At 54.1% G+C, this 26,862-nt stretch carries 19 protein-coding genes and 8 pseudogenes; 12 read left to right on the forward strand and 15 right to left on the reverse strand.

Annotation, left to right across the window (positions count from 1 at the left end; all coding sequences use genetic code 11):
- Nucleotides 1–42: 42 nt before the first annotated feature.
- From O3S81_RS24780 to O3S81_RS24790, 3 genes are all read right to left on the reverse strand, one after another.
- On the reverse strand, nt 43–321 hold the full coding sequence (locus O3S81_RS24780; RefSeq protein WP_269347500.1) for a VirB3 family type IV secretion system protein: 279 nt from the start codon (nt 319–321) through the stop codon (nt 43–45).
- Between the two features lie 71 nt (nt 322–392).
- On the reverse strand, nt 393–707 hold the full coding sequence (locus O3S81_RS24785; protein WP_111794432.1) for a TrbC/VirB2 family protein: 315 nt from the start codon (nt 705–707) through the stop codon (nt 393–395).
- A gap of 35 nt (nt 708–742) precedes the next feature.
- Nucleotides 743–1,672 carry a lytic transglycosylase domain-containing protein gene (locus O3S81_RS24790; protein ID WP_269347501.1) on the reverse strand — a complete coding sequence of 310 codons (930 nt, stop codon included), beginning with the start codon at nt 1,670–1,672 and terminating at the stop codon, nt 743–745.
- A 360-nt stretch (nt 1,673–2,032) separates the two neighbouring features.
- Here O3S81_RS24790 and O3S81_RS24795 point away from each other — a divergent pair, with 360 nt between their 5' ends.
- A complete protein-coding gene (locus O3S81_RS24795; protein ID WP_111794431.1) occupies nt 2,033–2,806 on the forward strand; it encodes a response regulator in 774 nt (257 codons plus the stop codon).
- A gap of 95 nt (nt 2,807–2,901) precedes the next feature.
- Nucleotides 2,902–3,630: a histidine kinase dimerization/phospho-acceptor domain-containing protein gene (locus tag O3S81_RS24800; RefSeq protein WP_269347502.1), complete on the forward strand. Its 729-nt coding sequence runs from the start codon at nt 2,902–2,904 to the stop codon at nt 3,628–3,630.
- Between the two features lie 240 nt (nt 3,631–3,870).
- Here the strand turns inward: O3S81_RS24800 and O3S81_RS24805 are convergent, their stop codons facing one another.
- The 5 genes from O3S81_RS24805 to O3S81_RS24825 all read right to left on the reverse strand — a co-directional run bounded on the left by O3S81_RS24805 (nt 3,871) and on the right by O3S81_RS24825 (nt 11,551).
- Nucleotides 3,871–4,245: a winged helix-turn-helix transcriptional regulator gene (locus tag O3S81_RS24805; RefSeq protein WP_111794429.1), complete on the reverse strand. Its 375-nt coding sequence runs from the start codon at nt 4,243–4,245 to the stop codon at nt 3,871–3,873.
- A gap of 179 nt (nt 4,246–4,424) precedes the next feature.
- Complete coding sequence (locus O3S81_RS24810; RefSeq protein ID WP_112934536.1) at nt 4,425–5,378, reverse strand: LysR family transcriptional regulator; 954 nt, start codon at nt 5,376–5,378, stop codon at nt 4,425–4,427.
- A 4-nt stretch (nt 5,379–5,382) separates the two neighbouring features.
- Nucleotides 5,383–6,393 carry a LysR family transcriptional regulator gene (locus tag O3S81_RS24815; protein WP_162693450.1) on the reverse strand — a complete coding sequence of 337 codons (1,011 nt, stop codon included), beginning with the start codon at nt 6,391–6,393 and terminating at the stop codon, nt 5,383–5,385.
- 150 nt (nt 6,394–6,543) lie between these two features.
- Entirely contained in the window at nt 6,544–8,337 is a 1,794-nt protein-coding gene (locus O3S81_RS24820; RefSeq protein WP_269347504.1) for a hybrid-cluster NAD(P)-dependent oxidoreductase, read from the reverse strand.
- A 31-nt stretch (nt 8,338–8,368) separates the two neighbouring features.
- Nucleotides 8,369–11,551, reverse strand: a complete 3,183-nt coding sequence (locus O3S81_RS24825) for an FHA domain-containing protein (protein WP_269347505.1) — start codon at nt 11,549–11,551, stop codon at nt 8,369–8,371.
- Between the two features lie 211 nt (nt 11,552–11,762).
- Here O3S81_RS24825 and O3S81_RS24830 point away from each other — a divergent pair, with 211 nt between their 5' ends.
- The 3 genes from O3S81_RS24830 (at nt 11,763) to O3S81_RS24840 (ending at nt 15,587) form a co-directional block, all read left to right on the forward strand.
- On the forward strand, nt 11,763–12,815 hold the full coding sequence (locus tag O3S81_RS24830) for a cytochrome-c peroxidase (RefSeq protein WP_162693447.1): 1,053 nt from the start codon (nt 11,763–11,765) through the stop codon (nt 12,813–12,815).
- Nucleotides 12,816–12,827: 12 nt separating this feature from the next.
- Nucleotides 12,828–14,579, forward strand: a complete 1,752-nt coding sequence (locus O3S81_RS24835) for an ATP-binding protein (RefSeq protein WP_111794423.1) — start codon at nt 12,828–12,830, stop codon at nt 14,577–14,579.
- 63 nt (nt 14,580–14,642) lie between these two features.
- Entirely contained in the window at nt 14,643–15,587 is a 945-nt protein-coding gene (locus O3S81_RS24840; protein ID WP_111794422.1) for a response regulator, read from the forward strand.
- A 599-nt stretch (nt 15,588–16,186) separates the two neighbouring features.
- Here O3S81_RS24840 and O3S81_RS24845 read toward each other — a convergent pair.
- Nucleotides 16,187–16,764 (reverse strand): annotated as a pseudogene (locus O3S81_RS24845) (transposase); the annotation flags it as partial.
- A 133-nt stretch (nt 16,765–16,897) separates the two neighbouring features.
- On the opposite strand from O3S81_RS24845, the pseudogene O3S81_RS24850 reads away from it, so the two are divergent.
- A pseudogene (locus O3S81_RS24850) lies at nt 16,898–17,288 on the forward strand (transposase); the annotation flags it as partial.
- Nucleotide 17,289: 1 nt separating this feature from the next.
- On the opposite strand, the pseudogene O3S81_RS24855 reads toward O3S81_RS24850, so the two are convergent.
- A pseudogene (locus tag O3S81_RS24855) lies at nt 17,290–18,003 on the reverse strand (IS110 family transposase); the annotation flags it as partial.
- Nucleotides 18,004–18,148: 145 nt separating this feature from the next.
- Between O3S81_RS24855 and O3S81_RS24860 the strand changes: the two are divergent.
- Nucleotides 18,149–18,402, forward strand: a pseudogene (locus O3S81_RS24860) (IS3 family transposase); the annotation flags it as partial.
- A 218-nt stretch (nt 18,403–18,620) separates the two neighbouring features.
- On the opposite strand, the gene O3S81_RS24865 reads toward O3S81_RS24860, so the two are convergent.
- The 3 genes and pseudogenes from O3S81_RS24865 to O3S81_RS24875 form a co-directional block, all read right to left on the reverse strand.
- Nucleotides 18,621–18,983: a hypothetical protein gene (locus O3S81_RS24865; protein ID WP_269347506.1), complete on the reverse strand. Its 363-nt coding sequence runs from the start codon at nt 18,981–18,983 to the stop codon at nt 18,621–18,623.
- Nucleotides 18,984–19,081: 98 nt separating this feature from the next.
- Nucleotides 19,082–19,717, reverse strand: coding sequence for an outer membrane beta-barrel protein (locus tag O3S81_RS24870; protein ID WP_269347507.1), 636 nt, complete (start codon nt 19,715–19,717; stop codon nt 19,082–19,084).
- A gap of 109 nt (nt 19,718–19,826) precedes the next feature.
- Nucleotides 19,827–20,898 (reverse strand): annotated as a pseudogene (locus O3S81_RS24875) (IS5 family transposase); the annotation flags it as partial.
- A gap of 123 nt (nt 20,899–21,021) precedes the next feature.
- Between O3S81_RS24875 and O3S81_RS24880 the strand changes: the two are divergent.
- Nucleotides 21,022–21,162: pseudogene (locus O3S81_RS24880) on the forward strand (transposase domain-containing protein); the annotation flags it as partial.
- 41 nt (nt 21,163–21,203) lie between these two features.
- On the opposite strand, the pseudogene O3S81_RS24885 reads toward O3S81_RS24880, so the two are convergent.
- Both O3S81_RS24885 and O3S81_RS24890 read right to left on the reverse strand, forming a co-directional pair.
- Nucleotides 21,204–21,997, reverse strand: a pseudogene (locus tag O3S81_RS24885) (IS110 family transposase); the annotation flags it as partial.
- 935 nt (nt 21,998–22,932) lie between these two features.
- Nucleotides 22,933–23,649, reverse strand: coding sequence for a hypothetical protein (locus tag O3S81_RS24890; protein ID WP_269347508.1), 717 nt, complete (start codon nt 23,647–23,649; stop codon nt 22,933–22,935).
- 213 nt (nt 23,650–23,862) lie between these two features.
- Here O3S81_RS24890 and O3S81_RS24895 point away from each other — a divergent pair, with 213 nt between their 5' ends.
- The 4 genes and pseudogenes from O3S81_RS24895 to O3S81_RS24905 all read left to right on the forward strand — a co-directional run bounded on the left by O3S81_RS24895 (nt 23,863) and on the right by O3S81_RS24905 (nt 26,662).
- The gene (locus O3S81_RS24895) at nt 23,863–24,369 is read left to right on the forward strand and encodes a hypothetical protein (RefSeq protein ID WP_269347509.1); all 507 of its coding nucleotides are present in this window, start codon (nt 23,863–23,865) and stop codon (nt 24,367–24,369) included.
- Nucleotides 24,370–24,551: 182 nt separating this feature from the next.
- Nucleotides 24,552–25,565 carry a hypothetical protein gene (locus tag O3S81_RS24900; protein WP_111794418.1) on the forward strand — a complete coding sequence of 338 codons (1,014 nt, stop codon included), beginning with the start codon at nt 24,552–24,554 and terminating at the stop codon, nt 25,563–25,565.
- A gap of 538 nt (nt 25,566–26,103) precedes the next feature.
- Complete coding sequence (locus O3S81_RS26670) at nt 26,104–26,241, forward strand: hypothetical protein (RefSeq protein ID WP_442864991.1); 138 nt, start codon at nt 26,104–26,106, stop codon at nt 26,239–26,241.
- Nucleotides 26,241–26,662 (forward strand): annotated as a pseudogene (locus tag O3S81_RS24905) (IS701 family transposase). Before O3S81_RS26670 ends, O3S81_RS24905 begins: the two are co-directional and overlap by 1 nt.
- Nucleotides 26,663–26,862: the final 200 nt, after the last annotated feature.

The following is a 26,862-nucleotide window of genomic DNA, read 5'->3' on the forward strand; positions in this document are numbered from 1 at the left end:
GACTTGTCGGTCGTCTGCCTGGTGGCGTGGGTTGCGGGCGCCTCAAGCACGGTACACCACCCCTTCGCCGGTAAACAGGCCCGGATGCATCCGGGTCTGCTGCACGGTGGCAATGAAAACGCTGATGATCTTGGGGTCATAAGCGGCCAGACCACGCAGGGCCGCATAACCGAACCCGCCCATCAGGACCAGGTAGAGAAACGATTGCGAGATGATGAAACCGAGAATAGTCGCCGTAACCAGCACCACCAGATACATAATTGGTAGTCCGGCAAACGTCACCTCGCGCGTCAGACCGATGAAGAGCGGCGTATGTTGCATTGTGTGGGATCTCCCGTTCGTGGGGCTCGGCCACTTGGCCGAGCATTTCCGGCACTCTTAGAAGCCTCGTTTTACATGGCGCCAAGGCTGCCGACGAAGGTTGCACCACCGAAGACAATTGCGATGCCGAGAATGACGGAGATCGCAAACGTCCAGTCCATACGCCCGAGCATAAAAACGAAACCAATGGCGATAACGGCGATGGAGGCACAGGCGATACCGAGTGGTCCGGTGAGCGCCTTGACGATACCGTCGATAAAATTAGTAATGCCGCTGAATTCCTGCGCAGCGCTAGGATGAGCCGACAGCAGCATATAGGTCGTGGCCGCGAACAGCAGGCGATAGGTCTTGATGTTGCGTTGAAGATGAAGACGGATGAATGACATAGTACCCTCTCAAATGAATTGGACTTTACTTCTACTTATACGGGAATCAGGTTTGTTTTCGGGGTCGCGTCTTCAGCGTTGCAACCCGTTGCAAACCCTGTTTCGGCTCTTTTTCCGACACCCTCCGGTGGCAGTTCGACGTCAGACTGCAACGCGGCCGCATGAACGATATCGGCAACGTATTGGCGCGTTTCACGATAGGGCGGAATGCCCCGATATTTTTGCACGGCACCGGGCCCGGCATTGTATGCGGCGAGCGCCAGCGCCGATGACCCAAACTGGTCGAGCATCTGTGCGAGGTAACGTGCTGATCCTTCCAGATTGTCCCGCTCGGAAAAGACGTCGCATACTCCCATGGCACGGGCAGTGGCGGGCATTAACTGGCCGAGGCCGCTTGCACCGGCATGCGATACCGCTCTTGCATTAAAGTTGCTTTCGCGCTGGATCATCGTCGTGAACAATTTCACAAAAGACTGCCGGTCCAGCCCTGCCCTAGCGACACCGCCATCCCGAGAAAACTCGAAGGCGACCTGCGTAGCCAGATCACGCATTTTATGTTGCTCGGCGGAAAATCGCCGGGTTAACGCCCGCGGTTTCGGCAGCGGCTTCTCAGGGTCATCGCGCACACTAAATGATATCCGGTTAGCGGGCTTGGCAGATTTAAGATCGAGATCGAGAAGAACCGAACTATTGCGAGTGGCAGGCGATTGATCGGATCCTACAATCACATGCGATATTGCCATGCGGGGTCGCCCCTCCTCTTTCGCTGTCACCTGGTCGAGGGACGGCGTGCCCTCGGGCACGCCGCCATCCATTGTCGCAATCTGTCCATTATCCATTTGTTCAAAAACAGCTGATCGGACATCGCTAAAGTGACCGAGCAGCAATGCACCTGAAATTACAAATACGCAGTATTTATTGGTTATTATAAATTCGCAGCTCAACAGTTTAATTAAATATTTCATATCAAAAATCCTGATCTATATTTAATTTATGGCTACATATTCATAATTAACTCGCCTGAAATATTGCACCTATAATCTTCCACAACCGCTTCATGTCAACACGGACTTCGGTTGCATTTGTAACGGATATGTAATTTAGCGATTTCGCATTTTTTTTCGTGGCCAGTCATCCCACCGCAAAGACTGGAAAGTCCAACAAATACGGGGGGTTCCAGTCGATGGAGAGTCGTGAGTTCGCCAGGTGTCCGTCGTCGCACCCTCTTTTTTGGCATGATGCCATGCGCATCGCGACGGTTGTCTCACACGCCACGCGCGCTTTAAGTTTTGGTTATGCCTAATTCGTTTGTAACAGGAGCGACCATGCAAACCATTCTTGTTGTCGATGACGATCCCTCGATGAGAAACCTCCTTGTCGATTATCTTTCAAAGCACAATTTTCATGCGTTCGCTCTGGAAGATGGTTCGCAGCTTCGGCGATCTCTGGCCGCAAAGGCCGTGGATCTGGTTATCGTCGACCTCAACCTCGGCGAGGAGGACGGGCTGGAGATCGTGCGCGAGCTGAATGACAAACCCGATCTCCCGGTCATTATCATAAGCGGTGACCGCCTGGAGGAGAACGACAAGGTGGTGGGGCTGGAAACCGGGGCGTCCGATTACATCACCAAGCCGTTCGGGATGCATGAGTTCTTGGCTCGGGTGCGCGCGGCGTTGCGCGGACGCATTGATCGCAAGCCTGTTAATTCCAATGCTGTTTATGTCTTCGACGAGTGGCGCGTAAACACACGCCACCGCAAGCTGCGCGATGCCTCCGGAGAGGAACTGAAGCTGACCTCGACGGAATACAATCTTCTAATGGCGTTCCTGAAATCGCCAAAACAAACACTCTCACGTGAACAGCTTCTGATTGCCTCCCGCGTCTATGACCAGGAGATATTCGACCGCAGCATCGACGTTCTTATCCTTCGCCTACGCCGGAAGCTGGAACTGGATGCATCCAATCCACGCTACATCAAGACAGAGCGCGGCATGGGTTATCATTTCGATGTCGATGTCCACATCGAGCAACCAGGCCAAGGCACAGCGGGTCGCATCATACCGAGCTACAAGGGCTCCCAACACGCTCCTCATTCGTAGTTACTAAGCCGCCACCTTAAATCCGGTGACATTCATCAGCTGAAGCAACGCTTCTCTGAAAGCATTCCCTCACAACTTATTCGGCAGGAGACACCATGGCAGATGCAGCACGGATGAAGCGTTTTCTCAACATAACGGCGACATTCGCCCACCAACTTAATAATGATCTCGCAGCGGTCCTTGGATATGCGGAGATTCTAGCCGACGACGCAAATGCGGATGAAGCCGTCAACACCTACGCGATGGAAATTCTTGTCGGTGGACGTAGCGTGCGATCGACTGTCGAGCGATTCCACATGCTTCACCGTCTCGCCAGTGCCGAGGTCTTCCCGTTTGATGTCCGCCAGGTCATCGAGCGGACACGAAACGCTCTGCTCTCCCGGCTTGTTCCAAGCCTCAGATTGGCTGTCGATACGTCGCAATCACCATTGACACACACCGGAAGTCCAAAAGATCTTGAGCCTATTTTGCGCGAGTTATGCGATGTGGCTATGGGCAATATTTCACATACTGGCACACTCTATATTGCGTCCGATACTATCGAGGTGACTTCGCCAAAACACCTGTCTCACGGGCTCCTATCGGAAGGGGAATATGTGCGGATCACAATTCAGGCGACCGCAGATGGCGTCACTCCCGCAGATATCGAAACAACAGAGTATGCGACCATCAAGGACCATATGCGGCCCGGTAAAATCAGCGGTGAGTTGATCGGCGCGCGGTCGGCAATTTATCTTCTTGATGGCGTCCTGCACACACTTAGTCAGCCCAATCGATATAGTCAGTCCGAGATTTACCTGCCCGCCACGGAATATGTTCCATAGGCGAGAACACCCGGTTTAAACGGAGCCGTCAAACTGTCTGGTTGTTCTTACGTCTTCAGGACCTAAAACCGCTACGCTTTTTTACTGGAAATGCTCTGGATGCATGGAGAGGGCATTCCGGTGAAAACCTCTCTCGCCTCTCTCGGGGAAGCAGCGCCCAATGCTGTGGTCCAAAAATCGAAAAAGCTTTCTTTGACCTGATGAGAAGTCTTGGGTGTAGAATCCCACCCAAGACCTGGATCATTTTCCCACTGCGCGGCGGCGATCAACCGGATCTGCGCAATGAGTGTCATAACGCTCGCTCCAATATTCAAGCGCAAGCAGAATGGGCTCGAGGGTGCGTCCAATCGGGCTGATGCTATATTCCACCCACACATCCGGCTTCGTCGACGCCTCGCGCATCACCAATCCGCGTCGTTCAAGATCATGAAGCTGGCGCAAAAGGTTCTTGGGCGCAGCCAACGGCATGCATCGCCGAAGTTCGGCAAAACGCAACGGTCCGGCCAACAAATGCCAGAGAATAACGAATTTCCAGCGACCGCCGAGCAGGGCTGATGCTCCTTCCAGCGAATCCGCCTCTATCTTTGTTTGATCGTTCTTTACAGCATATCGCATTTGGCTCTCTTCGGTGTTCCTCAGCCATTGTTGAAAATAGGCTGGTAAAGTAAATTCACGTTGTTACTGAATATACTTTACGATACCGCCCGCGATTTGCAATTTTCAAACAGTTATATCTGTAATAGACGTGTATTTTTAGCGGCGGATAATACCGTCTTAAAAACGCGCCGCGGCGGTCATGCCTCGACCCGCCCTTCCATTACTTGCGAGGCGACCATGCTGCGAACCGCAGCATGGATACTGTTGCGATGACACCGCTCGTGCCAGATGAGCGACACCTGGTACGATGGAGGCGCCGGCCCTTTTTTCGGCAGGAATGTTTCCAGATCAAATCGATGGGATAGGAACCTGGCTGAAGGAGAAGGCAGGACAAGGATGGCGTCCGTATCATGAACTAGTCGCGCGGCGGTATGAATATCGGGCACGGTTATGGTCTCTCGGCCGCGCGGTCGCAATGCTTCCAGCCCGTCACTCACCTCGCCAAACCCGGCATTAAAGACTGCACCAATTCGCACGGAGAGAAACCGGCCAAGGTCCGCATAGGGTATGGTGCCTTGCAGTGCGGCATGTCCTTTGCGCGCCAGACAGAGCGAAGGGATCGGCGGCAAAGCCCGACAGAAGAAGCCAGGGGGCGTGTCATCGGCCTGCCCCAATGCCAGATCGATCCCGCCATCCGACATCTGGCTGAGAATATTGGACAAGCGAATATGGGGAAGAAAAATAGTGGTTGATGAGACTTCGCGAAAATAAGCTGTGAGACTTGGAGCCAGAAAGAACGCAATATGATCAGGCATGGCAACACTGAAGCGTTCGGGCGCGATGATCCGCTTTGAAAAGACCTTGTCGATATTGCCAAGCGCCGCTTGGACCTTGGGCATCAGTACCTTTGCAAGCGGCGTTAACACAAAAGAACGCTGGTTGCGGATGAGAAGTTCATCCTCAAACAATTCCCGCAGCCGCGTCAGGGCCCGGCTGGTAGCAGGCTGGCTCAACTGCAGCGCATTGCCGGCATGTGTAATGTTCCGATGCTGCAACAACGCATTCAGCACCACCAGAAGATTGAGGTCAAACTGCCCAAGATCGACATTGTCCGTATCGTTTTCGGTCCACAGAGCGAGTTTGGCGACCATGTAACTAGTCTTCCCGATCAACCGCGCGCAAGGCGGTTACCGAAAGCTGTTCCTGCGCCATGGCATCCCTGACTGACGCTTTTAGTTCATTGAGCGTGCGAGTGCGTTTATTCTGGGAAGCGCCAGCAAGCCATGCCAGCGAAATCCTCTCCGGACTAATGGATACCGGCGGTAACACAGCCGCCAGCCGCAGGCTTTTGGAAAGCCAGCTGGCGATGGAGCGGGGGACGGTCAATGCAAGATCGCTCTCGGAAACCATGAGCGCGGCAGCTGTCACATCCGGAATCTCGATCATATTGGATCGTCTGATGCCATGGCTATGCAAGGCCTCACCCAGCTGAGGAAAAATTTCCCTGCCATTCTCGACAAGACTTATTTGCTGAAGCGACAGATAGGCGCCTTCACTCGGGCGCGCACCACCAACCCCTTGCCGATTGTAACCAACCAGCGTGACAAATTCCTCTTCTGCCACAAGTTCGCTTTCGATGTCCGTATCGATCGTGGAGATACCGCCAAGGACAAAATCGGCCGTCCGCAAACGCAGCTGCGATAGAGCTTCGTCCGCAGATCTGTGCGTGGCAATTTTTAACATCTCATTTTCACGGCCGCTAAATTTGAGAAAATAGGGCAGCACGGCAGGCGTCAATCCGTTGCTGATGCTCAGCCGTGTTTCCGCCTCCATCGGTCGGGAAGATATCAGATCTCTGATATGGAGCATGGCCGCCGGCAATACGGTCGCGAGATAATCGCCATATGCCGTCGGCTTCAGGCCGGTAGAACTACGAACCAGAAGATCGTCACCCAAAAGATCACGCAAACGTCCGAGCGATCGACTCATGGCAGGCTGGGTTTGACCGAGCTTTCTGGCCGCATGGGTCACATTTCGACAATCCATCAGAGCTTCAAGAGCGATCAGGAGGTTTAGATCGATACCGGACAACCTCCTATGCAATGAGGATTGATCTTCCGCTTGGCCGGCTTCCTCCGTGTCATCCCCATCACGCCAGTCCGTCATGTCGTTCCTAACCTTGACGATTCGCTCCCTGTTGCAGGGACCAGTCATACGGGAAATAATCAACCCAGACCGGAAAATTTAATTGTATTACTGATCAACGGCGTTGCATTAGTTGCAAGGAAATCAGTTTTTTGCAACCCTCATCGTTGGCTACTGCAATGACAGCACAACATCGCCTTTGGCGCGGCCGACGCAGGTCAACACCAGACCGTCCGCCATTTCATCGCTCGACAGACAATGTCCACCATCCATGTCGACATCGCCTGAAACCGCGCGCATCTTGCAGGCACCACACACCCCTGCCCTGCATGAGTGGGTGAGGTTCACGCCGTTTGCTTCAGCCGCTTCCAGTATCGTTTGGCCCGACTCTGACGCAAAACGCTCACCGCTATGTTTTATCTCGATGTTCGGGGTACTTCTGACGGGAACTGTCCGGGCTGGAGGGGTAACACTGACGGGGGGCGACAACATTGTGCGCGGTGTCACGACCGCTGGGATCGGTTTGGGAGCCTCGATGACGCTTGCCACCGCGATCGAAGCACCGGAAGTGGGTTTTAGAGCGGGAACGGGCGGCGATACGGTCCCGGCCGGTACCGCAGGAGCTACTGCCGCCGCAGCCGGGGCAACAGGACCGAAACTCTCCTGATGATAATGCCGAAGCGGAAAATCCATTTTCTGCAAAAGAGATCGAGCAAAATCCATGAAGCCTGGCGGTCCACAGGTAAACACTTCCCGCTTCAGATAGTCCGGGGCATAGCTCCGCAGCAAATCCGAGTTCAGAGGTCCGACTGGACCGTGCCAAGGCAGACCCGGCGACAGCGCGCTAGGCAAAATCGCAAGACGCAGCCGCGTACCCAGCCGTGTGCTGAGATAAAGCAGCTCCTGATGGAAGATGATGTCCGCCGGTGTCCGCACACTGTTGATGAAAACAATTTCCGTGGTGGTCGGTGTATCCGCCAGCCATCGCAGCATGGACATACAGGGCGTAATTCCGCTGCCGGCGGCCAAAAACAATATTTTCGGGGCCATGTGGTCGGCGCATGTAAATTTGCCCACCGGACCACTAATGGTACACTCCATCCCCTCGATCATGTTTTCAAACAACCAATTCGACATCCAACCCATCGGTACCTTCTTCACGGTAATCGACAACAGGTAGGGCCGCGAGGGTGAAGAAGAAATGGTGTAGCTGCGCCGCAGGGTCTGGCCCTTGAGGTCAATTTCGATAGTAACGAATTGTCCCGCCTTGAAATGAAACAATACCTGTGGTTCAGCCACGAAATTATAGGTCTTGGTGTCATGGGTCTCCTGAACAATCGAGACACAGCGAACGCGCGTCTTACCCGCCTGCCAGAGACGAACCCCCGCGGCTTGCGCCGAAGCTGGGGCTGGGGCTGGAATCGGAGATTGGACCGGGGTCTTGACTTCCGGCGCACGCACCACCAACACAGGTCTTGTACCCTCCGGCTGCTCCTGCTCCGGCTTTGGCGGGGTTTCCCGCACATGACCCACGATCCGGTGCAACTCCTTGCGCGCCTGGGCCTTCGCTTTTTGGTCTCCCTGAAGAAGTTTTACGCCATAGATTCCCCCTTCAAGCCGCTCCAGAAAGCGGCTTAGATCCTTGCGTAGCCTCTTGTCCCTGGTCTCACCGACCAGCAGGCTCACATGTGTCATGGCCTCGCTGATTGACGCACTTGTCACCGTGAGACGGCCATCCTCGTAAGCGCTCCAGAAAGTTGAATATTTCTCCCGCAGTTCTTCGAAAGCTTCAAGGAGATCAGGATTTTCGCTCCAGGCTGTCTCTTTCAGCAGGGTCTGGAAACGGCGAACTTCCTGGGCGGTGATGTCCTTTTCAACATCCGCCACATATACGAACATGGAAAAGGCAATTCGGGCAATGAAGAGGGATGCTTTTTGTTGTTCAACCGAAACATTCGTATTCATAACAATACTTTCTTTATTTAAAAATAACCTATCAAATATTCTCGTCTGTCGATTCCGAATGGATAACCCGGCCGTTGCGCGCCGAACGTTCACCGACATGCAGGTTCACAGCGCAAACTTCGACATCGGGACGAGCTGGAACATCAAGTAAAATGGAAATGTCGCTTTCCGTTTCCGGAAAATAGGGGGAATCCACGGCGCCTGGGGCGAACCTGAACAAATCGCCAGCTTCATACGATACGCCAGACACGTAGTTCATACCGGCCGGATCGAAGAGCCGGACCGACCCGGTATACACGAGGAAAAACCGCTGCTCGCCGGTTCTCGCTTCAAGCCGATCGCCTCGACGATACTTTACCGCACGAGATTCAAGTGCCAGCGTGGAAAGTGATGTTGGATTTAATCGGCGTAACTTGCTGTGGCGGGCGAGAATGGCCAGACGGTGAACTGGGTGAATGTGAACCATATCCCCCGTCTCGATCTCGTTGTCCCAGTCAATCACCACAGATGTGGCGGTCGCCTCCGCGCTCCCGAACCGAATGACACTGTGTCTCGTGACGGCCACGGGTTCATTGTGAACCTGGGAGCCGTTCACAAAAATGACTGCGTTATCCACACGCATGAGACGAACTTCGCCGTGTTCGGCTCTGAGTTCGGCGTGGTAGGTCCACACCGCAGGATCAGAGATACTAATGTCGTTATCGACAGCCCGGCCGAGTGTGACGAGACGCTTGTTAAGGCATAGGATCTGGCTACCGCTCGCCGTATTCACGGTAGCGCGGAACGTTACTACCGCACTGTCGGACTGTGATGGTGTTTCGAGCCCGCCGACATGCTTGGCGACCGCATACAGCATCGCGTGCTGCCGCGTATCCGACTCTTCCAGCAATCCCCGCGCCACGCTCGCAACCAGCTCCGGTGCCATATAGCTGAATACCGTCAAGCCGATAGCGCGGATAGTCGGGTCTTCCAGCGTCAACACTTCAAGGAGGCTCTGTTCGATATCGCGGCTACCCGTAACCGCACGATGGTAGGCCGCATTCTCCCACTCCCCAAGGCTGCGCGTTTGCTGGAGCCTCTCCAGAACTTCCGCCGGGAATACCTCACGCCAGCGCATGTCCGGATTGGAGGGTACGGGTTGACGCAGCATGAGATTGAGGCGCGGCCCGGCAAGGGCTGCCAGATCATCAGCTATTAGACACGTTTCAGGCGTGTCGAGGAAATTGCGCAGAAGGCTGAGCGCGGTGCTAAACAACACCTGCTCCCGCTCCTCGAGATAGTCGAGCAACACGTCCATCAAAGAACTGCCGAGCGGATCGTACACTTCCGCCCGTTCCAGACACAGGCGAACCGATTTGTGCCGCACAAGCGCCTCAAGGCTGTCTTTCATCTCCTCGCTGACCATCCCGCCGGAAAACAGCGCCGCCAGAGCAGCTTCATGTTCGCTATCGCTCACCTGCAGGCTTTGCCGCATGACCGTGAGCATGGACTTTACCGCTTCAAGCTCCAGGATGTTGGCCACTGTCTGGCCCGTTTCCATTCGGTCGGCTACGGTTTTTTCCAGAATGCTGCGATACTGGGCAATAGAGGTTGCCTTTTCTTCCGCACTCAGACTGATCTGGTGCATGTTCGAATCATCGCTATATCCGAGCGCATCCAGAAGATAGTTATGATCTTCTTCGGTAATGTTCAGCTGCTTTCGGAAAGCTTCAAGCAACTTGTGCGATGTTTCTCCCCCCGTCGTGCCTTTCGCAATTTGCTCCTCCAGCATCTTGCTGTAGGCATCCAGCTTTTGTTGCTGCGAAAAATTGGGGAGGACTTTAGCCAGGAGATAAATTTCGTTGGGGCGTAGATTTTCAATCTTCTTGTTATCTGGAAAGGACGACCCATCCAGCTTCATGGTCTTGAGCTGTTTCAGCAGGCCGGATGCCATGCCTTCCTGCTGATAACGTTCCGGGGTTTGCAGAAGGACCTGCCGCAGCCAGATTGTCGTCAGGGTTACAATGGCGATATCCACGACCCGGCCGGCAAGCGGCGGCAAGAGAAGAATATTGGGGCGTCCGCCAAAGAGATAAAAAGCGTTGATGGAGACCCAAGCGCTGACGCACAGGCAATGATGAACAATAAGTTGCTCTGTCATGCCCGGATCGCGCGCGCGGATTTTCCGGTACAGCGCTTCAAGGCCGCGTCCAAGAATGAGACTCACAGCACAGGCCAGCCCCAGCACAAGGGGAGCAGACAGCATCTTTGGAATGGGAACAAGATATCCGAGGATAAAGAGGCCCGGCTGCAAAAGCTTGGCGTGAATGCCTTCTTCATGTGTCCATATGCCCGAGAAATAGTAATCCCAGCTTCCGGCATACAGATAATAGAACCCGTAAAACCCGATTATCAACCCAAAAAACATATAATAAACATTGCGGCGCGGGACGGCCGTGACGCCGCTCCAATAGGAGCGCTGCAAATCTATATCACCACAATTGGCCTTGCAGGCGACACATGCGCTTATGTCCCCCTTCCCGCTTGGCTTGCGACACATCGATTGCGGCAGTGCGGGACGGGAAAAGTGCGGGCTACTTTCCAAAATCCCGCCAGGTTCCGTATAGATTTTTTGAACGACATTTGCAGGGCAAAAAAAGTTGCACCAGGTTTTTCCGCCCCACAGCATACCCGTCAACATTGCGGCGCCGATCACCGATAAAAGCGCGATCGCCAGCGCGAAACGATCGGTGTTAATCAGGAGAAGCCGTGCGATGATACCACAAAACAACAGCCCGAATTGCACGTACCAGCTGTTCCGTTCCAGCCAGCCGTCGCGTTTAATAAGGGGGATAGTGAGCTTTATCAGCCCGGTTCGACGTTCCAGTGTACTGCGGCGGCGGCGAAAACCGAGATATGACGGAATTTGCGACGCGAGCGAGAGGGGGCAAATACGACGCCAGGCCTCATGACCAAAAACCATCAGAAAAAGCGGCAATATCGGCACGATCATCGTCCAGAACATACGGCTGCCCATAGAATATGGCTGATTGGGCAGCACCTGGCCTTGTACCACTACGGGAGTCAAACTGACGCCGAAGGGACCGGCGCTGTCCGGACGGGTCCATTGCACAGAAAATGGATCGTAAAGAAGGGAGGCGATTAGCACCAGCCACGCAAATAGCAACAAGCCGCGTATGCTCAACATTGCTCGTTCGGGGAAGGATGAGAACATGCAGGATTTCCTTAACGCCGACCGAGGCGGGCGGTGCTCTTGATCGATTGCAGTCTTCTCGAAGACGGCATCCCGCATCAAATCAAAGCACGGCGAATACTCAATACTCGCCACAGGCATATTGGTATGCGTCTGGCGTATGGTGACTCCCTGTCACTTTTGCCCTAAAGCTGACGACATATCGCGCTCAAGACTTAAGAGACCTGCAAAAATGAAACCCCATTTTCCGCCAGACACAAAGCGAGTGGTCTTGCGGCTGAAAATATCAGAGGACTGCAAGGCGGTGCTGCCAAGGCTTGCGCGCTTCGGCGTTCTCTGTTGTGCAATGGGGACAGCAATACTCGGCACGGTGGCTCACGCGCAGACCCCCGACATCGGGGAGCCGATTACACCCGTACCCCAGCATACCGAACTGAATACCCAGAAAGTCGAGTTGGGAAAAAAACTATTCTCCGACAGTCGATTGTCAGGCGACAATGGCGTGGCCTGCACAAGCTGTCACCTGAAGCAATTTGGCCTAACGGATGGCCGCGCGCTTTCGCCCGGTTTACCGGGCTGGCCTGGCCAAATAAACACGCCTACCCTTTACAATGTTAGCCTGAACGCGCTTTTCAGTTGGTCGGGTCAAATCAAGACGCTGCATGATCAGGCGGATGGAGTGGTAGAACGGACAATGGGTGGCCACTGGCCGGAGGTCGTCGCCACATTGAACCGCGATAGTAAACTGACCCAAGCCTTCGATGCGATCTACGACGATGGCCTTGTGAGGAAAAACATTGTGGACGCGCTGGTAGAATACGAGCGATCCCTGAATACGCCAGACGCCCCCTTCGACCGTTATTTGCGCGGTGAGGAAAACGCCATCAGTGCAGAGGCAAAGGCGGGTTATGGCCTGTTTAAGGACTATGGCTGCGCGTCCTGTCATCAAGGCGTGAATGTCGGCGGAAATATGATGCAAGTTTTCGGCATATTCGGAACTCCTCCGGGTACCGAGGATGGCGCAAGTACCCACGGATCGGCGAAAGCCACAGGTATCAGCGAAAATGAAGCCGTTTTCAGAGTGCCTTCTCTGCGTAATGTGGCAAAGACAGCCCCCTACTTCCATAACGGATCGGCCCGCACGCTGCCCGATGCTATCAATGTCATGGCCATAAATCAGCTTGGTCGTGATCTGGCCACCGAAGAAGTTGCTCGGCTGGAAGCATTTCTGGAATCTCTGACCGGTGAACATCAGGGATTCCCCGTGGGCAATTCGGGACAATGACAGGACAACCGAATGAAGATCTCTGATTTTATCGACGATGTCTCAGGCCGCAGCAGAATCCAGCGATTTGCAAGTTCGCGCAAGGGGTGGATGTGGTGTGTTGCTTTCGTGGTTCTGCTGTCAGGCCTGCTCAGCTGTCTCGTTTGGTACGCCCAACGACCGAGCCAGGCGCTGCCGGCGTTCCAGCAAAGTTTCGAGGAGTTGCGCAGCCTCGAGGCCCAATGGAATTCCGGTATTCTGGCGCTACAGCTTGGAATCACGCCGAATTACGACAATGTCACCCTCACAGCACGAGATCTCGAGCAAGGGTTGAATGCTTTAACGACGCTCACCGCGTCAAATCCAGAACTTGTCGGTCTTTTAGACAAATTGCGTCAATATCAATCCTCCATAGGCCAGAAAAACGTTTTATTTCAACAGGTGAAAGCAAGCCACGCGATGCTTCGCAACGCCGTATCCGTGCTGCCTGGTGTTATCGCTGAATGTTATGAACATCCTGGCGTGGCGGCCCAGGCGACCGGTAACAAGCGTATATCCGACCTCATCACCGAGAGTGTGAACAGTGTGATGAGCTTCTTGACGGCACCCACCCCTCTGCTTCAGGGGGAAGTGAACGAGCGGCTTTCCAGAATACGCGACGCAGCTCAGGCAACCGAGACCGGCTTGGCAAATGCACTGAACCGCCTTCTGGCACAGATCGACGTTGTGGTGCGTGAGCGCATCAAAGGCAACGATCTCAGCCTGCAATTGAATGCGGTTGCAACGGATGCGGACGCCAAGGTTATTCTCGAGCAAGTCCGGGAACTTTCCGTTGGAGCTGAGGCAACAAAACGTGCGCTCTGGCTCGGCGTTATTTTGCTCAGCGCCATACTTTTCGTCCTCTTTTTGATCCTAGTATACAGCCTTTCCCGACGGTTTCTTAAGCTCAAAAAAGATAACGCAATGCTTCAACAAGCCAATGAAAATGTCGAGGAACAACTTATGCAGTCGGCGAAGCTGTCGGCGCTTGGCCAGATGGTTGCTGGTATCACACATGAGATCAACACACCTCTCGCCTATGTGAGAGCCGTGTTTGAACTGATCCGCGAACGCCTGACCTCTGAAACAGCTCTGGAACAGGCCGCCGATGAAGAAGCGCATGAGGAAGTGGTAATGTTGCTCAGTGACGGACTGCATGGCCTCGACGAGATCGCTACCCTCGTCCGCACCATGAAGAATTTCAGTCGACTGGATAAGGGCACCATTGAGCCTTTCTCCGTAGAAGAGGGGCTTGAAAGCGCACTGCTGCTGGCGAAGCCCAAACTGAAATACGTGGCGGACATCAAGCGGGATTTCGATTCCATTCCGCCCATCATGGGATCTCCAACGCAACTTCGACAGGTTTTTCTCAATCTGATTGTCAATGCGGCTGACGCTATAGCGTCCACAAACCGTCGGGGGACGCTGACATTGCGGACGTTGATAACGTCATCTGACACGGTACAGATCGATATTTGCGACGATGGTCCTGGTATCCCGGAAGAGAATTTGTCCAAGATCTTCGATCCATTCTTCACGACAAAAAGCGTCGGTCAGGGAACTGGAATGGGTCTGTCAATTTGCTACCGCATCATTGAAAACCATGGCGGTACAATCGCCGTCAATTCTTGGGTCGGAAAGGGATCTGTTATCACCCTCATCTTGCCCAGAAAGGATGCGTCCTTCGCATCAGCAAATACCCCAAAACTATCGCACATCAGCGAGACATTGCTCTCAACAGGCTAAGAACAACGGCGGACCTATCTCGCGACCCCGAGTTGCGCAGTCCATGGAATTGAGGTTAGTGATATGAATGATAAGCCTGTACTCTTGTTTGTCGATGACGAGGAGCGGATCGTTAAGCTGCTGAAGATCATGTTCCGCAGTGAATATGAAGTCTACACGGCAACGAGCGCAAGAGAAGCACTCGCAGTGCTGGAGACTATTACCGTCGATGTGTTGATCAGTGACCAGCGAATGCCGGAAATAACTGGCATTCAGCTTCTTTCGCAGGTGCGCGAGCGTTGGCCGGAGACGGTGCGTCTTCTGCTAACCGGCTACAGTGACCTCGTTGCCATCGTCGGCGCGGTCAACGAGGGAGAGGTTTATCGTTTCATCAATAAGCCGTGGAACCAAGCCGAACTTCGGGCTGTCATCGCCGAGGCGGTAGATTCAGCTCAAAGCGCGCGGACAATCCGACAGACTGTCGCACCAATCTGGGGTGACGATACCAACACGCCTTTCAGCGTCGCTTCCCAGCTGCTGGCCATCGAGGGCTGTGACGCAGATCGGCAAGAAGTCGTAGAAATGTTCAGCTATGATTATCGCGTACACGCTGCCCGCACTCTGAAAGAGGCGATCGACATTCTCACGCATGAGCAGATTGGGGTCATTGTCTCCAATGCCGAGGTGGATGGTGTCGATATTACCGACGTCCTTGCGGAAATCGGGAGGATTGATCCCGCCATTACGATGGTGGTCATGACGGAGAAGCCGAGCAGCGAGACTATCATCAACCTTATCAACAGCGGCCGCATTTACCGTTTTGCCATGCAACCCTTGAGCCCTAACCTGTTTCGCCTTGCCGTCCATGCGGCTATGCGCGAACATCACCGCCGCCTTGCCGACCCCCGGGTCGTTAAGCGTCGTATGCTATTGGAGGCATCAAAAGATAGCGAATCAGACGGCATGTACAATAGTCTGGTTCAGAACCTTCGCCGCTTTACTGAAGTTTCAAGGGCAACAGCTGAGTGAGGCGCTCGGTCTCGACACTCCGTCGCAAATGGCAGTGACTTCTCAATAGAGCGATTCGCGGGCCTGCCCGCCGGCTCTGCTGGGCTTGGAACATGCTTTACGGGATAAGGCCCGTCTTCGCTGTCCGGTGCTTATCACCCACAGGGTAGGCCTTTGCGACTGGGTGCTTTTCCTCTCAAGGCAGAACCGATGGCGCCGATGGAAGGCGTAATGCTCAATATGTCCGCTCATGGACTGACAGCATCAACAATTTGAGGGAGTTCGCAACCCTTTAGACGTTACGACTGTAACTCTGCCATATCTAGAACACGTCTGGTGAAAAGCGAAATCGTCGGGCGTGCTCCAACTCTTTGTTTTTACGCATTTTCCGGACAGCGATTCCGGTAAATTGCGGACAGTCTTTCGGCGAATAAAAGATCGATCTTCGCACGCGCCGTTTTTTGACATTCTGGACCCGCTTTAAGAGGTGTGCGGAGAATGGCGAGACGGAAGCAGGAGAGACTTACTGACGTGAAGGACATTCGAATGATATTGCGATAGGGGTGGCTCGGTTTGTCTGGACAGTTTCGGGCGTTTTGCCAAGTGGATTTCCGCCTCGATTATGCGGCCACCATCATCGGTGTCAGGGCGTTGAAGTAGCGCCTGATCCGGCGTCTGCCGGTCAAGTGATGAACGTGAGCGTCGGCTGTTATAAAAGGTTAGATAGCGGCCGATGCCACCGCGAGCCTCGGACACTGTCTTGTAGGCATGGAGATAGACCTCCTCATATTTGATCGACCGCCAGAGCCGTCCAACGAAGACATTGTCCCGCTATGTACCCTTGCCGTCCATCGAGATGGCGACCTCCGACTTCTTCAGCGCTGCATAGCAGGCAAGCGCCTCCTCCACGGCCTCGATGCAGAAGGTTGCTTCCATCGTGATCGAGAGCTGCCATGGCAGAACCTTCCTACTGAACCAGTCGACGACGGCGCAGAGATAGACAAATCCGCCTGCCATTGGGATGTAGGTCAGGATACCGGACGCGGCGAGTAATAGACGCTGCTACGGCTGAAGCCGAGGAGCCTAGCCTGTCTCACGATCGACAGCTTGTGCTCGCGGTCAATCATTTCTTTCCGCCCAGCAATCCCGCCTTGCCGAGCGCATCGGACAAAAAATCATTCTCCAGCGTCTGCTCGCCTCGGATGGCGGCCGAGCGCTACCTTCGCCTAGAAAACCGAGCTATGGTTCCGGCACCGTCGTCTGAATTAGCCCCCGAAAGGCCCGGACATGCTCCCCCATTTAGCTAAGTGGGTAGAAGTAATGTTGGTAATATGACTGGTAGCAATTTTAAGATGGAAGTCCTCTCCGGTCCGGAACGTCGGCGGCGCTGGAGCAGGGCAGAGAAGCTCGCGATCATTCACGAGACCTATAAGGCGGACGCGACGGTGACCGTCGTCATGGCATTCAGCCGAACCAGTTGTTCGCCTGGCGCAAGCTAGCGTCCCAAGGGGCGCTGACGGCCACGGCCGCCGAAGAGGAGGCCATTCCGGCATCCGAATACCGGGCGCTTTAGGCCCAGGTGAAGGAGTTGCAGCGCCTGTTGGGCAAGAGGACGATGGAGAGCGAAATTCTGAAGGAAGCCCTCGAAATCACCGGCGGCCCAAAAAACGGATGTTGCGCTCGCTCTCTCTTCCAAGGGGGGATTTTGGAATGAAGACCGTCATGGCAAGCCAATCGAGGTGCGGGCAGTCTCATAAATATCCATTAAAATCTGTGCCTTGCTCACTTTCCTGCCGACAACATCCCATGCCGCTTCGACGAACTTCTCCTTCGTCAGTGTCGTGATGCTCGATGGTGTGGGGAAGGCATCGAGGAACGCGAAGAACCAGTCGCTCCGACTGTTACCCCGGAAACGCTCGATCTCTGGAAAATACAACGGCAGGTAATGCGTCAGGATGCGATGTTGGATTTCGGTCTTGGCGTTAGCAATGGCTTCGTGTGTCTTCGACAATTCTTGAACGTCGTTGATGCCAGCACGCAAGGGATCATGATAGACCTGAGTCGAGTGGATCCTCAACATGTGCAGGATCACCTGGGCATCCTTGGGATCGTTTTTTGTCCCAACTGTTGTGCAAGGCTTCTCGCGTGCGGGCAAGCGCTAGCGACGACACTCACCGCGTTTCGAAGCCGGCTTCCACCAACCGCCAGGCGATCTCGGACGATGATAGTTACCCGTTGCCTCAAAGGCGCAGACCACCGGTCGGTCATATGATTGCAAAATCTCGATCAGATGGTCATGTTCTGCACGCGTATTGAGAACAGACAACCAACGGCGGCGTTTATGGCCGGGTGCTTCGATCAACACTTCATTGCGAACCTTGGCGATGTCGATAGCTACCAACACGGCATCGGCAGGTATAGAATTCTGACTGGTCATGGTCGGTCTCTCCGGAATGAGTTGTGAACACTCACATTCTAGAGGTACTTCGACTGGCCATGGCCACCTCGAACGATGCGCGCTTGCAGCAAAAAAGCTGCGCGCATCGTTCCCTCGGTGGCTCCAGTTCTTCCTTCCGTAGGTGCACGGCTCATGTTTTGTGGCCAGGGACACCAGATCGCTACTCATCGACATCGGCATGGAGCCGTGTTCGACGCCCATCCGAAGCCTCCAGTCCAACGGCATGGCCGAGGCCTTCGTCAAGGCATTCAAGCGCGATTACGTCTCGGTGAACCCCACCCCGGATGCCGAGACCGTAATGGCGCAACTGCCGGTCTGGTTCGAGCATTACAATAATGTGCTTTAGGATATCAATCGCCGCGCGAGTTCTTCAGCTAGCAATCTCAAACATGAGCATGTCCAGTCTTTTGAGGGCAACTCCATCCGGCGTCGCCGTCTTGTCATGGTCTCTCCTGTTCCCGGCATCTAAGCCGAAGTCAGGCAGAAATCCACTCATCTCCGCTGTGCAGATTTCCCGAACCAGCTTTCGGGTGGCAACCACAGAAGATTCGTCGGCTTTTGGAAATCCCAAGAGTCAGGGTTAGCGACGATTGTCATCAGACACTTTCAGGCGCTGGCTGCTCGTTGTCGTCCTCGGCCATATTATTCAGGACAGTCACGATCACTTCGTCATCGAATGATTGCAGGAGCGAAATCGCGGCGGCCTGGCATTCCTCGCGTCCTTCACTTAGACCGAGATTGAACGCGATTTCCATAGCCCCCAGCAATTGGACAAACTGTCCCGATGAAAAATGCTGGTCGGTATGAAGTTCCATAAATTTTTCTTTAGCCAAATCTAGCACTTCCCAAGCGCCGCTATCCGACTTTTCTGGAGGAACAACCGATATATCCGGACTTTCCAGATAGTACAACGTATCGAACACCCTGATGTTAAATGGGGTATTGGTCGGTTCAACCATAAAGAGCTTCCCTCGAATTATTCAGCGCGATCCCGCGAAAGCTCCTGCTCAAATTTAGCAGGAGAAAGCATGTGGACGGATAGGTAGTCTTTGACCGATTAGAATCTGTGAGCGATGCCGATGCTGATAACATCCTCATCGAAATCGACGTCGACGCCGGCCAATGTTGCGGGGGAATAATTGTTGAAACGATATTCGGCCCGCAGGACGGTCGTGTCGTTCAGTGCCCAATCGATACCCGCTCCCAGAGTCCAGCCCTGAGTGAAGGCCGTATCGTCGGGGTTCTGAACATAGACGTTTGCGCCGGTCCATCCGAAAGCAGCATAGATGAGGGCGTTACCGACTTCCTCACCGACACGCAGGCGAACGGATCCGGCAAGATCGGTCCCCACCCGGGATCCGAAATAATGGATTTCGGTCCACTTATGGCTGATGTCGCCCTCGATACCCATCCAGGTCCGGTCTGCAATTTGCCAATTGCGACCCACAAACAGACCCACCTGCCTGCCCGTAGCCTCGGCGGCATCTTCGCAGCTGCAGCTATCCGTAAAAAGACCCTGCAGGTTGTTGAATCCGATATTGACACCAGCGTAACCGCCATCCCAGTCGAGTTTCGGGGGGGCATTTTCGGCGGGGGGAGTTAAAATCAGGGGAGGATCAATCAGATCCGCAGTATGCCCGGAAGAAAAAGACAAAACACTAATGGCCATTGCCATGGTAATAAATTTCTTCATATTTGCCCGCTCAAACAACGTGAATACAATAGAAGGACGATAACGTCATTCTCGCCGCGGCATCAATTTCAATGTCGTTGCATTTGTAATGCGTCGCCCCAAACAAAGGCTAAGTCATTGATCTTCTGGCGGTAGGAAGATGAAGATCTGGAGAAGTATCCGATTTCGCCATGAGAACGGTAAGCAGGGCCGTGATGAAGGCACGCCAAAGGGCCAGTTTGGCTAGGATGAGGCGCAGATTGTGACCTGCGGCCACGAGCAGCGCATTGATGATATCGCCATCGTGCCCGAGGAGGAAGTTGCGGGTTCAGCCTACCATTGGTCTTCATAGGGCCCATCGTCGTTTCAGCTCCCGCCGCATGGTCGGCGTCAGCCCGCGCCGGCTTCCGGCAATCATCACCGACGCCGATCCGGTGTAATCATGACCGCGATAGCCTAATCGACGTAGATGCGATCTGGATCGACACCTTCGCAACAGCCTGATCGACGGCGCGTGAGAGCGTGTGCCCCTACTGGGATTGTCTTCGAACGTCATGGCCGTCAGCACCAGCCCCTCGATACCGATCTTGCAACCGAACTCGTATGGCGTGCGAGCTTTGCCCTTCGAGATGCAGACGACCCCGGGAGCATGCAGCGAATAGAGCTTGTTCTGGTCCTTCGGTTTTTGCGCCAGCAGTCGTTCGACAAGACCCTGCAGCCGGACGAAGGTCCTTTCCAATTCGACGTTGACGGCGATCTTGCGGCCGATACCGCGCAAAATGCGACCAATGAAGGTGCGCAGGCGCTTCAGTTCGCGGTGCATGCGGCGGAATTGCCCGGCATGGGCATAACGGCTGGAGCGCACCGTCGCTGCTTTTGCCAGACGCATGCAGCTCTGTCTGAGCTCGATGCCATGCTTCTCCGCTTGTCGGACCAGTATCTGCAGAGCCTTCAGATACAACCCGCTGTCAGTCGGAGGAGCAATGGCTTTCGGCTGCACCGTCGTATCGACATTGATCCGCTCCAAGGATTCCGGCTTGGCCGTTCCGGTCTCAAGCGCTGCCTCGATACTCGTCTTCAGCAATTCCTCCAGCCCCTGCGGCCCAATCCTTGCGCCGGTGCGCCATCGTGCTCGCGTTAATCGGCGCTTCACGCTGGGAAAACTCAAAGCCGCAGAAGAACTGCCAATACGGATTCTCCACCCCCTCTGAGCATCAGAACTATACCGGGAGTCAACCAATGTTTCCCGGCGGAACAGGACGGGAATGGGCGGCGTGCCGTCGACGCCAAAACAAGCATTCGGCATAGTTCGTCGGTCGGCATAAACTGCCAAGCTCAACGAAATCGATCCGCAAGCGTGGCTCACCGACGTTCTGGCCCGCAACGCGGACACGCCGATTACCAAACTGGAGCATATGCTTCCGTGGAATTGGACGCCGTCGACCATCGACACTCAAGCTGCCTGATCGGCTGCCCTCACCGCATGCTCTGATGTCCGTTGTCAAGGTTCTGGCCGCACGAGGCCGAGGTATCCCATGAGTTGGCGGGGTTGTCGAACCGAGAGACATCGCCGATCTCAGCCACAAAGGTCACAGCGACAATCAGATTGATGCCGCGCAGAGCTTGTAGGGCGACCACAAGGGGGCCGAGCGACTATGAACCAACGAATTCAGCGATCGACGGCTCTAGTCGCATCACTGGCTCCTTGGCGACACGCACTGCATCAATCATCTCCTGCAGCGCTATCTGATGCGCAGGATGATCAAACCTCTGCTCTTGAAGCCAGCGCAGATGGCGCGTTGCCCGGCCTGTCTTTTGAGGATAGATCCTCCCATGTTCAGCATGAAGGCGCTGACCTGCTGGCGATGCACGCGCAAGCTTTCGAAGGCTGCCGTTCGTGCACGAACCAGGTCCCGCATTGCCTCGTGTCCAGCATCAAGCACCCAGACTCCCGTCAGTTCGTCCGCTCGAAGTAGCTTTGCCAGCGAAATTGCATCGCGGCGATTTGTTTTGACCCGATCACCCGGCTTCTTTGGAATGAGCGGCGGCGCAACAACGATGCAATCGCAGCCCAACTCGGTGATAAGGCGAGGAAGGCCATAGCCTGTCGGGCCGGCTTCGCAGCAAAAATGCAATCTGTGATAATTTGCAGCCAAGCGCTTCACAAAACACCGCATATTCTCCACAGATGCATCGACCTCACCGAGATAGCGAACTTCACCACCAAACTCGCCGTCCGCCACTGCAATAGCGTTGCGTGCCTTCGATAATACCAATGAAAACTTCTGTGCAATGCTTCACGGCTTGTCCTCTGCCGGGAGGATCGGCTCGGCCTATCCGAGCAACCCTCGCAAAGGCAATGTAGGGCAAGCCACCACCTAGCCAAAAGGACATACGGTCTTACATTCCAAGACGTTGAGAGGGTTTTCAGCGACGACTAGGTGAGTCCGTCGATTTTAGCCGCGGCCGTGAAGCAGCCGCAAATAGCTGCTGTTCGAAGAGAGTTTGGTGACAACACACTCCACCTATATGATATCCGCGGCAGCTACTGTGTTCGAAGGACACGATCACGCGGGCGGGTGTTTCCCTCCGAGCCGACTACGCCTGCCCAGTTAAACGGTGCGTGCACCAACGCTGCTTACTGCTCATCAACCTGGCCAAGATTTATGACCGCCCTCGCTACGGCGTCGGTTGCCGAACGCCGAACTCATCGTCGCGGAATTGAAGGCCGATTCACCGGTCCAGGACACCGCCGTTCTGCCCTTGCGGCGTAAATTCGTTTAACCGCATGAACACACGAACGTATGCAGTCATAAACTCATGCCTTCATGAATTCTTAAACATTCACATCTTCTTATAGACAAACAAATGTACAAGCACACGAATATACAGACATACTTAGTTTACATTACCATATATCCTGCCCCACGAAGAGGGAAAACGGCTTGCGCCCCCACGAAGAGGGAAAACGGCTTGCGCGCTCTTCACTTTGCTCCTCATTTTACACACTGAGCTTCAACGCCAGATCACTTCCCGAAAATTACTTGGCTCACGCAATTTATCCAGGACATTTGCGAAAAGGAAAAAATTCCTTTTGTTATAAGTGACCTACCAAACGAGCGGGCGCAGTTATGCTGCATATAATGAGTGACTAATTACAAAAATTGCACATCCATCCTCAAGTATCCCTTGCCCCTTAGCACTTCGCTCCCCTGCCGTACCTCGCCATCCTCAAACTAGGTGGCGCGGTAGTAAACGGTGCAAATCCCGATGATCGTATGGAGGATGACAGCGATAACCGACGCAATGAATGCGAGGCGAGTAAAACCTAGGTTCCGCTGTGCAATGATGCGCTGATTGTCGGCAATCTCCTTCTGCTGCTGCTGAATAAGCAACGCCTGGTTCTGCATCTCAAGGGACTTCTGCTGTAACTGAACGCTAAGATCGGCAAACTTGACTTGAGCGCGGGTGAGCTCAATCTGAATGGTTGTGAGGTCAAGGGTGGCCGCAGCAATCTCGGTTTGCTTTTCCGTCAACTTGAGCCCCTTCTCCCTCGCGATGTTCGTTCGGCCCATCATGTAGGCACGATCGTAATCCTTGAACTCCTTGACCTGAGCCTCGGAGAAGTTGCGGTGACGCTCGATTGCCTTGTGGGCTCGTGCAAGCATCTCATCCGCATTGCCATCGTCGGCGGAAAGCTCCTTCAATATCTCCCGTGCAGCACGAGCAAGTTCAAGGTTCTCGCGTTGGACGTTGACAGCATTAGATTTCTCATAGAGCTCCCCGACCTTGGCGACTTGAGTTCCTTCAGGATTGGTGGCATTCATCTGGACTAGTCGATTGAGGTTCTCGTCGGCGGTGGCAACAGTCTCAAGGAGAATTGGGAGAAGAGGGTCATCGTCCTTGAGGAGGCGGGCCAAAAGAGACCTGACAGGCGCGATGGCGGAAGACATTTTGATAGTGTAAAAAATGTACTAGTTCTGTGGTGAATTGGATGTTGCTTGTGATGAAATACGTCCGAACGCACTTCCTTTTATACATCTACGCCTTTTCTCCGCACGAAGCTCGGCTACTTAGCATCGGTGCTGCTGGTAAGCCTTGCCTCTCACACCTCGCTTACATCACGAGACGCACATGACCTTGGCAACACGGAACTCCTCCATTCGATGCAAGCGATCGTCAAAAAAGGGGCGCAGCATGGTCACGTTGCATTTGGCCGCGTCAGCTTGATTTCAAATCAAGAAAAACCTGCTCACGCTGCTACACCTCGCTTGCAATACGAGACGCACCATAACCTTGGCAGCACGGAACTCCTCCATCCGATGCAAGCGATCATCAAAAAGGGGGCACAGCATGGTCACGTTGCATTTGGCCGCGTCAGCTTGATTTCAAATCAAGAAAAACCTGCTCACGCTGCCACACCTCGCTTGCAATACGAGACGCACCATGACCTTGGCAGCACGGAACTCCTCCATCCGATGCAAGCGATCGTCAAAAAAGGGGCGCAGCATGGTCACGTTGCATTTGGCCGCGTCAGCTTGATTTCAAATCAAGAAAAACCTGCTCACGCTGCCACACCTCGCTTGCAATACGAGACGCGCCATAACCTTGGCAACACGGAACTCCTCCATCCGATGCAAGCGATCGCCGATGAAGGGCGCGCACCGGTCTAGCAGTTTCATCCGAGTTCAAACCATAGTAGAAGATGGCAGGCGAAGCTAATCTCGTTATTGAATATATATACCTTTAAAGTTTCCTCCCTTAGAGCGTAACTTTCTCATCATCACACAAATTCATCCAACAACACTTCACACATTTGAACATTCCAATACTCACGCTTTTGTCCTCACGCAAAATGGCTTCTCTTTCTCGCGAACAGCTTAACATCACGCCGGCGCTGGTCATCGAAGCGACTAGCACCTTCTTGTCGCAGCAAGCACAGGGCGACATCACTCGGGGTCAGAAGACCATCACCTACCTCAACCCCAACTTTCTGTGGAACGACCCGGCGTACGCTCACCTTAAGAAAAAGTATGAGGGCAAGTCCCTTGAGTACCGCCACACAGCATTGATCGGAGGCGATGGCACCTACACCGGCGTCAAGGACCTGTTCTCCAACCCTCTCAACATCGATTTGGGAGGACAGCGCCAGAACACTGTGGTGAAGGTCCGCAAGATCACCTCAGGCGAATTCATCGGAGAGGTTGACGGAACCGACATCTCCGACGCCCGCACTGCCCTTTACGCCCACTGGACTCTTCAGTACTGCTTTGCGGGTGCGAATGACATCAAAGTCTTCATGTTCGGAGCCGGTCCCGTCGCTCAGCAAATTGTCAAGTTCCTTGAGCATAGCGCTGGGGATCGCATCGCCTCCCTGACCGTCTCCAGCCGGGGCCCAACCGCCGACAAACTGGCTCTCGATTATTCCGACAGTACTTCGTTCCCTATTACCGCAGTCCACGACAAGAAGGGTCTAAAAGAGGCGGACTTTGTCATATCGGTCACCACTGCAACTGAGGTGCTTTTCGGCATCGAAGACGTGAACCTCGACGCAGTCTTCTTGAGCTTGGGCGGAAAGGACATGACTGAGGATCTGGCTGCCAAAATCTTGCATGAGGGCGAAACACTTTGTGATGACGTTCGCCTGGTGAACGAGCGCAAGACAAAGGCTGCTTGGCGTTACCTCCAGCGTCGCGAGACTGATCTTGTTCGAGAAGCTGAGGCCGGCACTTACAAAATCCGCAACTTCTGCCACGCCACCCCACTGGACCGTAAGAACAAGAAGGGTCTGGTTCAGGTTCTTTGCTCCGGATACGCCGCTCTGGACATCATGGTTGCCGGACACTGTCTTCGCGCCGCCGGCTATTAAATGATGCAAGATGAGAAGAGATAGGGTTGGGGAGGTCTGACGGAATTTCAACACTTGGAGCCATGGGAGTTCAACACCCCGGGCAGGATTTTCGGACTGGAATTATACAGAAAAATTAGCGCCTGGAGCGCCTATCTAAAAATAAAAAAAATTGGCTGGCCCAAGTAAATGACCACTGATGACTTGAGACAAGTGACAAGTAGAGCTTCGGGTTAGGGTTAGGGTTAGGGTTAGGGTTAGGGTTAGGGTTAGGAATGTTTACATCTGTATATTTCCTGCCAAGTGGGTGGAATAAAAAAGATGGTTATTGATCTGAATGGCCCGCTGCCGGTTTTTCGAACACCGGATTAGTATTACTTTGGCAGATTAATCCTCGGTCAGCGATGATCGGTCATCGAGGGATGGTAGAGTAGGAAGTTGCACTGACGGAATGGCTGAAGCCGTTCGTTGAGAAGCTTGGCCACGAGAAGCGTCGGCAGATATGCCCGATCTATGTTTATGGCCTGATCGGGCCGGGAGATCGCAAGAGTATCAAGCGATGGCGGAGCGCTTGGCACCTGGTCGCTACGACCGCCTGCATCATTTCATCTCGGATGGCATTTGGGACGCCTGTCCGCTTGAGGCGGAATTGGCGGTGCAAGCTGACAGAATAGTCGGGCTTCAGATGCTTTTCTGATGATCGATGATACAGCTCTTCCGAAGAAGGGCGACCATTCTGTCGGGGTCGCACCGCAATATGCATCGATGCTGGGCAAGCGAGCCAACTGCCAGATGCTGGTGTCATTGACGCTGGCACGCGACAAGGTTTCTGTCCCGTTGGCCTGCGACTGTTTCTGCCCGACAGTTGGACCAGTGATCAGGATCGGATGGCAAAAGCCGGCGTTCCCGAGCCAATGCGCCTATCGCGCACCAAACCGGAGATCGCGCTTGACGAGATCGATCGGCTGATTGCTGCGGGCGTGCGGTTTGGCGCCGTGCTTGCTGAGGCAGGTTACGGTCTGTCACGCGCTTTTCGCCAGGCTTTGAATGCGCGGGGTCTCACTTGGACCGTCGGCCTTCCCAAGCATCAGAAGGTGTATCCCATGATGTCGCGTTGATCTTTCCTGTTGGATATCCAGGGGGACTTCGGCGACCTTATCGGTATCGGCGCGAACTTCGATGCGATGCCGGCCGGTAGTTTCAGCATCGGCATTTCAGCCGATATTGTATGATCCCTGTTGCCAGCCTGTCAACGACCGTGATGTCGACCACGGAGACAACCATGCACGCGGCAGTGATCTTCAGAGAAATTCAATCT

This window comes from Agrobacterium sp. SOY23 (assembly GCF_027212525.1).
GTDB classification, from domain to species: Bacteria; Pseudomonadota; Alphaproteobacteria; order Rhizobiales; family Rhizobiaceae; genus Agrobacterium; species Agrobacterium tumefaciens_I.

What these genes read in the sequence shown, in the direction of transcription:
- O3S81_RS24780 (WP_269347500.1), bottom strand. Translation starts at nt 321, where the DNA reads ATGCAACATACGCCGCTCTTCATCGGTCTGACGCGCGAGGTGACGTTT.
- O3S81_RS24785 (WP_111794432.1), bottom strand. Translation starts at nt 707, where the DNA reads ATGTCATTCATCCGTCTTCATCTTCAACGCAACATCAAGACCTATCGC.
- O3S81_RS24790 (WP_269347501.1), bottom strand. Translation starts at nt 1,672, where the DNA reads ATGAAATATTTAATTAAACTGTTGAGCTGCGAATTTATAATAACCAAT.
- O3S81_RS24795 (WP_111794431.1), top strand. Translation starts at nt 2,033, where the DNA reads ATGCAAACCATTCTTGTTGTCGATGACGATCCCTCGATGAGAAACCTC.
- O3S81_RS24800 (WP_269347502.1), top strand. Translation starts at nt 2,902, where the DNA reads ATGGCAGATGCAGCACGGATGAAGCGTTTTCTCAACATAACGGCGACA.
- O3S81_RS24805 (WP_111794429.1), bottom strand. Translation starts at nt 4,245, where the DNA reads ATGCGATATGCTGTAAAGAACGATCAAACAAAGATAGAGGCGGATTCG.
- O3S81_RS24810 (WP_112934536.1), bottom strand. Translation starts at nt 5,378, where the DNA reads ATGGTCGCCAAACTCGCTCTGTGGACCGAAAACGATACGGACAATGTC.
- O3S81_RS24815 (WP_162693450.1), bottom strand. Translation starts at nt 6,393, where the DNA reads ATGACGGACTGGCGTGATGGGGATGACACGGAGGAAGCCGGCCAAGCG.
- O3S81_RS24820 (WP_269347504.1), bottom strand. Translation starts at nt 8,337, where the DNA reads ATGAATACGAATGTTTCGGTTGAACAACAAAAAGCATCCCTCTTCATT.
- O3S81_RS24825 (WP_269347505.1), bottom strand. Translation starts at nt 11,551, where the DNA reads ATGTTCTCATCCTTCCCCGAACGAGCAATGTTGAGCATACGCGGCTTG.
- O3S81_RS24830 (WP_162693447.1), top strand. Translation starts at nt 11,763, where the DNA reads ATGAAACCCCATTTTCCGCCAGACACAAAGCGAGTGGTCTTGCGGCTG.
- O3S81_RS24835 (WP_111794423.1), top strand. Translation starts at nt 12,828, where the DNA reads ATGAAGATCTCTGATTTTATCGACGATGTCTCAGGCCGCAGCAGAATC.
- O3S81_RS24840 (WP_111794422.1), top strand. Translation starts at nt 14,643, where the DNA reads ATGAATGATAAGCCTGTACTCTTGTTTGTCGATGACGAGGAGCGGATC.
- O3S81_RS24865 (WP_269347506.1), bottom strand. Translation starts at nt 18,983, where the DNA reads ATGGTTGAACCGACCAATACCCCATTTAACATCAGGGTGTTCGATACG.
- O3S81_RS24870 (WP_269347507.1), bottom strand. Translation starts at nt 19,717, where the DNA reads ATGAAGAAATTTATTACCATGGCAATGGCCATTAGTGTTTTGTCTTTT.
- O3S81_RS24890 (WP_269347508.1), bottom strand. Translation starts at nt 23,649, where the DNA reads ATGTCTTCCGCCATCGCGCCTGTCAGGTCTCTTTTGGCCCGCCTCCTC.
- O3S81_RS24895 (WP_269347509.1), top strand. Translation starts at nt 23,863, where the DNA reads ATGCAAGCGATCGTCAAAAAAGGGGCGCAGCATGGTCACGTTGCATTT.
- O3S81_RS24900 (WP_111794418.1), top strand. Translation starts at nt 24,552, where the DNA reads ATGGCTTCTCTTTCTCGCGAACAGCTTAACATCACGCCGGCGCTGGTC.
- O3S81_RS26670 (WP_442864991.1), top strand. Translation starts at nt 26,104, where the DNA reads ATGGCGGAGCGCTTGGCACCTGGTCGCTACGACCGCCTGCATCATTTC.